This window comes from Streptomyces sp. MBT53 (assembly GCF_016654115.1).
GTDB lineage: Bacteria > Actinomycetota > Actinomycetes > Streptomycetales > Streptomycetaceae > Streptomyces.
The window spans coordinates 73,103-80,315 of sequence record NZ_JAEQAZ010000050.1 but is presented as its reverse complement, the minus strand read 5'-3'; the positions used below and the strand labels follow the sequence as shown (position 1 = coordinate 80,315).

General features: G+C 71.3%; 7 protein-coding genes. 2 read left to right on the top strand and 5 right to left on the bottom strand.

Annotated features, from left to right (window positions below; all coding sequences use genetic code 11):
• A partial coding sequence (locus tag JHN45_RS20530; RefSeq protein WP_201049945.1) for a histidine-type phosphatase occupies positions 1–1,317 on the top strand: 1,317 nt, incomplete at its 5' end.
• Positions 1,318–1,338: 21 nt separating this feature from the next.
• On the opposite strand, the gene JHN45_RS20525 is transcribed toward JHN45_RS20530, so the two are convergent.
• The 5 genes from JHN45_RS20525 to JHN45_RS20505 form a co-directional block, all read right to left on the bottom strand.
• Entirely contained in the window at positions 1,339–2,115 is a 777-nt protein-coding gene (locus JHN45_RS20525; RefSeq protein ID WP_201049944.1) for a GNAT family N-acetyltransferase, read from the bottom strand.
• Entirely contained in the window at positions 2,102–3,553 is a 1,452-nt protein-coding gene (locus JHN45_RS20520) for a HAMP domain-containing sensor histidine kinase (protein ID WP_200713913.1), read from the bottom strand. The genes JHN45_RS20525 and JHN45_RS20520 overlap by 14 nt, the downstream gene beginning before the upstream one ends.
• A complete protein-coding gene (locus JHN45_RS20515; protein ID WP_200713912.1) occupies positions 3,554–4,309 on the bottom strand; it encodes a response regulator transcription factor in 756 nt (251 codons plus the stop codon). It abuts the gene before it with no gap.
• Between the two features lie 215 nt (positions 4,310–4,524).
• Positions 4,525–5,118, bottom strand: a complete 594-nt coding sequence (locus JHN45_RS20510; protein WP_201049943.1) for an FMN reductase — start codon at positions 5,116–5,118, stop codon at positions 4,525–4,527.
• Positions 5,115–6,215: an LLM class flavin-dependent oxidoreductase gene (locus JHN45_RS20505; RefSeq protein ID WP_200713910.1), complete on the bottom strand. Its 1,101-nt coding sequence runs from the start codon at positions 6,213–6,215 to the stop codon at positions 5,115–5,117. The genes JHN45_RS20510 and JHN45_RS20505 overlap by 4 nt, the downstream gene beginning before the upstream one ends.
• Before the next feature lie 127 nt (positions 6,216–6,342).
• On the opposite strand from JHN45_RS20505, the gene JHN45_RS20500 reads away from it, so the two are divergent.
• Positions 6,343–7,176 (top strand): helix-turn-helix domain-containing protein, encoded by an 834-nt coding sequence (locus JHN45_RS20500; RefSeq protein ID WP_201049942.1) that lies wholly within the window; start codon positions 6,343–6,345, stop codon positions 7,174–7,176.
• Positions 7,177–7,213: the final 37 nt, after the last annotated feature.

Genomic DNA, 7,213 nt, shown 5'->3' with positions numbered 1-7,213 from the left:
CCGTTCGCCGCCCAGGCCGCCCCCGGCACCACCGCCCACACCGACAGTTACGGCACGAAGGCCGTGTACACGCCGGAGCAGAACTCCCGCTCGTACCAGAAGGCCCCGGCCGGTTTCACCCCCGTCTTCACCGAGAACGTGTCCCGGCACGGATCGCGCTCCGCGACCGACGGCTCGGACGGCGACCTGATCCTCGCGCTGTGGAACAAGGCCGAGGCGGAGGGTCAACTCACCGCGAAGGGGAGGGAGTTCGGCCCCAAGACGCAGGGTCTCGAAGCCGCCATGAGCACCATCGGCTACGGCAACCTCAGCGCCCGCGGCAAGGCCGAGATCCAGGCCACCGCCACCCGGATGGAGAAGCGGCTGCCGAGCCTCTTCGCGACGATCGCGAAGGACAAGGAGCCGATCGACGTCGTCAGTTCGGGCCAGGGGCGTGCCGTCGACAGCGCCAACCTCTACGGCGCCGCCCTCGCCCAGACCGACCCCGACCTCACCTCCCTGATCGGCGCGACCCGTACCGACAAGGACCTCCTCTACTTCCACAAGGCCGCGGGCGGTGCCGCGTACCGCGACTACATCGCGAACGACCAGCGCCTCGCCACCACCCTGGCCTCCATCACGGACCAGCCGAAGACGCACCGCGCCGCCCGTGACGTACTGAGGAAGCTGTTCAAGCCGGCGTTCGTGGACCGGATCACGGCGGGCGAGTTCGCGTCGATCGGCACGGACGTCGAGGCCGCCACCGCCGTCTACAACCTGTACGCCATCGCCCCCGCGATGAGCGAGGAGAGCCCGGGCGGCAAGGGCTGGGGCATGGACCGGTACATCTCGGCGCGCGACGCCGACTGGTTCGGGTACATCTCCGACGCCGAGGACTTCTACGAGAAGGGGCCGGGCTTCGCGGACAGCGACATCACGTACAAGATGGCCGGTGTCCTGCTCGACGACTTCTTCAAGAAGGTCGAGGCCAAGCGCGACGGCACGAGCGACCTGGGCGCCGAACTCCGGTTCACGCACGCCGAGGAAATCATCCCGCTGGCCGCGCTGATGGGCCTGCCCGGCAGCACGCAGGGCGTCACGGCCGACAAGCCGTACACCTACGCCAGCAACTCCTGGCGCGGTGCCGCCGTCGCCCCGCTCGGCTCGAACATCCAGTGGGACGTCTACCGCAAGGGCAACGCCTACCTCGTGCGCATGCTCTACAACGAGAAGGAGACCGCCTTCAAGGCCGGCTGCCGTCCCGTCTCCAAGGGCAGCAAGTTCTACGACCTGAACGAGCTGGAGCGCTGCTTCGGGCGTACGACCTCCAACGGCTGAGCACCCCGGACACCGGTCCCGCTACGGCCCCGCGCTCCCCCGGGCGCGGGCCGCCGCCGCGAACTCCCGGCCCCGCATCCCGGCCCGCCGGTACGCGGCGATCGCGGCCGGGTTGTCGGCGTCCACCATCAGCGCGGCCCGCCCGTACTCCCGTACCAGCGCGTCGACGACGAACCGCGACACGGCCACGCCCAGCCCACGCCCCCGCGCCTCCGGCCGGGTCACGACCCCGGCCATGAAGCCGCACCCGGCCCCGGACCAGGCGTCCCCGGCCACCGCGAGCAGCGCTCCGGTACCGTCCGGGCCGTCGTCGTGGGCACCGGCCCAGCGGCGGACTCCGGGACGGCCGGGGCGGGCGTACGAGCCGGGGAACGAGTCCCCGAACAGGGCCGCCGCCTCCCGTTCCCCCGCCGCGTCGAGCCAGCGCACACCCTCCGGGACGGCGGGCCGGGGCGGCTCCGCCGTCTCCATCCACAGGAACCCGGGGCCACCGGCGGCCACCAGCCCGGGGATCCCCCGCACCAGCGCGCCGATCAACTCCGCGTCCCCGAACGGACGGTGGCCCGGCCCGACCTCCGCCAGAACTTCGTCCCGTACGAGAACGAGCGCGTCGTCCGCCTTCCCGTCGACCGCGATCCGGTCCCGCCCGGACAACCCGGGGCTGACCACCGCGGTTGCTGAGCGGTGCCGGAAGACGCGTACGCCGGGGCCGGGACGGCGGCTGTGGTCGGCAGACAGTTGCGCGGCCCAGAGCAGATGCCCGGCGGCGTCGCCGGGAAGTCCGTCAGCCTCGGCCACGTACGCCTGCTCCGGCACGCGGTGCGACCACTCCCCCGACCGTGAACCCGATCACCGCGCCGCCGCCCTCCCGTCGTAGCGCGAAGGGGGATCCGCCGTGGGCGAGGGCCACCTCGCGGACGATGGAGAGGCCGAGGCCCGAGCCGGGGAGGGAGCGGGCGTCGGCGGCGCGGTAGAAGCGGTCGAAGATGCGGAAGAGGTCGGTCTCCGAGACTCCGGGGCCCCGGTCGAGGACTTCGACGCGGACCGTGCCCGGGCGCGCCGGGCCGGAGACCGCGATCTCGATCGGAGTCTGGCCCGCTCGGTCGAACTTGGCCGCGTTCTCGACCAGGTTGGAGATCGCGCGCTGGAGCATGCCGGGGCGGCCGTCGGTCGTCGTGTCGCCGCTCGCGCGGACGGTGATGTCCCGGCCGGTACGGCGGCGGGCCAGCACCGCCACGTCCTCCGCGATGTCGGCGAGGTCCACCTGCTGGGGCGGCTCGGTGTCGGACTGGCCCGCCGCCAGGTCCACCAACTCGTTGACCAGGTCGGTGAGTTCACGGGCCTCCTGCGAGAGGTCGGCGACCAGTTCCTCGCGGGTGCCGGGCGGCAGTTCGTCCATGCGGCGGAGCAGGGAGATGTTCGTGCGCAACGACGTGAGGGGGGTGCGGAGTTCGTGGCCCGCGTCCTGGATCAGGCGGCGCTGGTCCTCCTCCGACTGCGCGAGCCGGCCGAGCATCCGGTCGAACGCCCGGCCCAGGCGGCCGACTTCGTCGTAACCGGTGACGGGGACCTGCACGCCGAGACGGCGGGTGCGGGCCACGTCCTCGGCCGCCGCCGTGAGGATGATCAGGCGCCGGGTGATACGCCGGGCCAGCCACCAGCCGCACAGCCCGGCCAGCACCACGACCGCCGCCATCAGCACGAACGTCCGCTGCTGCAACGCCCGCAGCAGATCCTCGGTGTCGCTGAACTCCTGCGCCACCTGCACCGCCCCCTGCCCGCGGCCCAGCGACACGGTCGCGATGCGGTACACGTCCTCGGCGACGGCGACGTCCTTGTGCTCGACCGTCTTCCCGGCCACCTTCTCGCCCGCGATCGCCCGGTCGTCACCGGTGACGGGCAGCGCCGGGCTGCCGCTGTCGAGGACACCGCCGGCCGGCCCGAGCACCTGCACATCCGTACGGGCCGGCCGCACGATGTCGTGGCCGGGCGCGGAGGAGGAGAAGTCGTCGGGCGTCATCTGGTGCGTGCGCACCTCGTCCTGCAGATCCTGGACGACCTGGTCGAACACGGACTCCTGGTCGACGCGGACCAGTCGGGCCGCCGCGCCGTAGGAGAGCACGCCGACGAGGAGGGTGACGGCCGCGGTCACCGCCGCGAAGGACAGCACGAAGGTGGTGCGGAGGGAGACCAGTCGGGGCCGCCGGGCGGCCACCAGCCGCCGCAGGCGGCCCACTCAGTCCTCCCGCAGCACGTAACCCACGCCACGCACCGTGTGGATCAGCTGCGGTGCGCCGGGCTCGTCGAGCTTGCGGCGCAGATAGCCGACGTAGACGGCGAGGTTCTTGGAGCCGGGGCCGAAGTCGTAGCCCCAGATGCGGTCGTAGATGGTGGAGTGGTCGAGGACGATGCCCGCGTTGCGGACCAGCAGTTCGAGGAGCTCGAACTCGGTCCGGGTCAGCTCCAGTTCACGCTCCCCGCGCCAGACGCGGCGGGCCTGGAGGTCCATGCGCAGCCCGGCCGCCGAGATCTGCTTGTCCGAGGAGGAGAACAACGACTGCGACCCCTCCTTGAGTACGTCCGCGGCGGTGCCGGACGGTCCGGGGACGCCGTTCGCCGGGACCGGGCTGGTGCGGCGGAGCAGGGCGCGCAGGCGCGCGAAGACCTCCTCGACGTCGAAGGGCTTCACCACGTAGTCGTCGGCGCCCGCGTCCAGGCCCGCGATGCGGTCGGCGGTCTCCACGAGGGCGGTCAGCATCAGGATCGGGGTGCGGTCGCCCTCGGCGCGCAGCACCCGGCAGACCTGGAGGCCGTCGATGCCGGGCATCATCACATCGAGAAGCAGCACGTCCGGTGGGGTGCGGTGGGCCTGCGCGAGCGCCTCGACACCGTCGGCGACCGCGGTCACCTGGTAGCCCTCCAGAGTCAGGGCCCGCTCCAGGGCATGACGGATGGCACGGTCGTCTTCGGCGAGCAGCACAGTCTGGGGCACGTCCACCAGTGTGCCAAGGCCTCCGGCGGTTGACCGGTGGGGGCAGGTCTACGATCACCCTTTTTACCTGGCTCTCACCGTGGTGGACGCAACCCGGGTTCAGCTCCTACCGTCTTCTCACGGTCGGCTGAGCTCAGCGGCTGTCCCTGGGGGCTGCGCCCCCAGACCCCCGTCGGCCCTGAAGGGGCCTCGTCCTCAAACGCCGGACGGGCTGATCATGCCGAGCCTGAAACGGACAGTGCCGCCAGCTGCTCCGCGAACGGCACGACCGTCGGCTTCTTCTCCGGGCGGCCCGTCGACAGGCCCGTCATCAGCGCGCCCAGCTCCCCCGCCGCCCGGTCGATCCGGTCCGGCAGGCCCTCCGCGCCCCAGTCCTCGGAGGCGGCGTAGACAGCGGTCGGGACGACCACGGCGCGCAGGTAGGCGAAGAGCGGGCGGAGTGCGTGTTCGAGTACCAGGGAGTGGCGTGCGCTGCCGCCCGTCGCCGCGATCAGCACCGGCTTTCCGGCCAGCGCGTCCTTGTCCAGGACGTCGAAGAAGGACTTGAACAGTCCGCTGTACGACGCCGAGAACACCGGGGTGACGACGATCAGCCCGTCCGCCTCCGTCACCGCGTCCAGCGCGGCGGCGAGGGAACGTCCGGGGAACCCGTTGGTGAAGTTGTGCGCTATCTCCACGGCGAGGTCGCGCAGCTCCACGACCTGGATGTCGACGGGGGTCCTGCGGTCCACCGCCGCCGCCAGCCGGTCGGCCAGCAGCCTCGTGGACGACGGGACGCTCAGCCCCGCCGAGACGACTACGAGCTTCATGCGACGGTCACCTCTTCCGATGCGGCGGCCTTGGCGGACTTCAGGGACTGATGGGTCGGCGCCTCCGGCACGTCCGCCGGGCGGTTCACCGCGAACTCCTTGCGCAGGACCGGTACGACCTCCTCGCCCAGCAGGTCGAGCTGCTCCAGGACCGTCTTGAGCGGCAGCCCGGCGTGGTCGAGCAGGAACAGCTGGCGCTGGTAGTCACCGGCGTACTCCCGGAACGCGAGGGTCTTCTCGATGACCTCCTGCGGGGAGCCGACGGTCAGCGGGGTCTGGTCGGTGAAGTCCTCCAGGGAGGGCCCGTGGCCGTAGACCGGCGCGTTGTCGAAGTACGGGCGGAACTCGCTCACGGCGTCCTGGGAGTTCTTGCGCATGAAGACCTGGCCGCCCAAGCCGACGATCGCCTGCTCCGCCGTGCCGTGGCCGTAGTGCGCGTACCGCTCCCGGTACAGCTCGACCATCCGCTTGGTGTGGTCGGCCGGCCAGAAGATGTTGTTGTGGAAGAAGCCGTCGCCGTAGAAGGCGGCCTGTTCGGCGATCTCGGGGCTGCGGATCGAGCCGTGCCAGACGAACGGCGGTACGTCGTCCAGCGGGCGGGGCGTGGACGTGAAGCCCTGGAGCGGGGAGCGGAACTTGCCCTCCCAGTTCACGACGTCCTCGCGCCACAGGCGGCGCAGCAGGGCGTAGTTCTCGATGGCGAGGTTGATGCCCTGGCGGATGTCCTGCCCGAACCAGGGGTAGACCGGGCCGGTGTTGCCGCGGCCCATCATCAGGTCGACCCGGCCGTCGGCCAGGTGCTGGAGCATCGCGAAGTCCTCGGCGATCTTCACCGGGTCGTTGGTGGTGATGAGGGTGGTGGAGGTGGAGAGGATCAGCTTCTCGGTGCGCGCGGCGATGTAGCCGAGCATCGTCGTGGGGGACGAGGGCACGAAGGGCGGGTTGTGGTGCTCGCCGGTCGCGAAGACGTCGAGCCCGACCTCCTCGGCCTTCAGCGCGATGGCGACCATGGCCTTGATGCGCTCACGCTCGGTCGGCGTCCGTCCGGTGGTCGGGTCCGGTGTGACGTCGCCGACGCTGAAGATCCCGAACTGCATGGTCGTTCACCCTCCAGGTTGTTGATTATTCAACTATACCCCCCAACGGCCACCCCGGCACACATATTCCAGGCACCGGCGACACGGCCTTCCGTCCACTGTCAGTACCTCGTCCTACGATCCCCACATGGCCGCCCCACGCCGTAACGCCTCCGGAGAAGCCGACGACACCCGAGGAATCGTCGACCCCGCCGAACTCCTCACCCGCGTGCACTTCCGCCGGCCCGAACCGGCCCCGCCCCTGCGCCCGTACATCGAGCACTACTGGCTGATCGACTGGGACCTCACCGAGCCCTACGTCTCCCACGTCGTCCCACACCCGGCCGTGCACATCGTCTTCCAGCACCTGGCCGGCGAGGACGCCTTCGTCGAGATCGCAGGCATCCCCCACGGCCTCTTCGCCCAGAAACTGGAGGGGCGGGGACAGGTCTGCGGCATCAAGTTCCGCCCCGGCGCCTTCCGGAGCGCAGTCCCCGACCGCCCGGTTTCGGAGTGGACGGGCGCGCGGGTACGGCAGCCCGAGGTGTTCCCGGACATCGACCCCGCCACCGTCCTCGACCTCGCCGACGACACCGCCCGCGTCGCCGCGCTCGACACCTTCCTGCTGGCCCTCGACCCGCACCCGGACCCGCAGGCCGAACTGGCCACCGCCCTCGTCGACCGCATCCGCACCGACCGCACGATTCGCCGCGTCACCGACTTCGCCCACACCGAAGGCCTGTCCGTACGACTGCTGCAGCGCCTCTTCGCCGCCTACGTCGGCGTCGGCCCCAAGTGGGTCATCCTGCGCTACCGCATCCACGAGGCCCTGGAGCGCGCGGGCGCCGAGGAACCCGTCGACTGGGCGGGCCTCGCCGCCGACCTGGGCTACGCCGACCAGGCCCACCTGGTCCGCGACTTCACGACGACGGTCGGGGTGTCTCCGACGGCGTACGCGCAGGGCGTGCAGGGCGTGCACTGACCTCGTCTCCTTTATCCGGTTGACCGGTGCGGGCCAC

Bases quoted from the DNA above. Each gene is read 5' to 3' on its own strand.
- JHN45_RS20510 (WP_201049943.1), bottom strand. From the start codon at position 5,118: ATGAAGCTCGTAGTCGTCTCGGCGGGGCTGAGCGTCCCGTCGTCCACG.
- JHN45_RS20505 (WP_200713910.1), bottom strand. From the start codon at position 6,215: ATGCAGTTCGGGATCTTCAGCGTCGGCGACGTCACACCGGACCCGACC.
- JHN45_RS20500 (WP_201049942.1), top strand. From the start codon at position 6,343: ATGGCCGCCCCACGCCGTAACGCCTCCGGAGAAGCCGACGACACCCGA.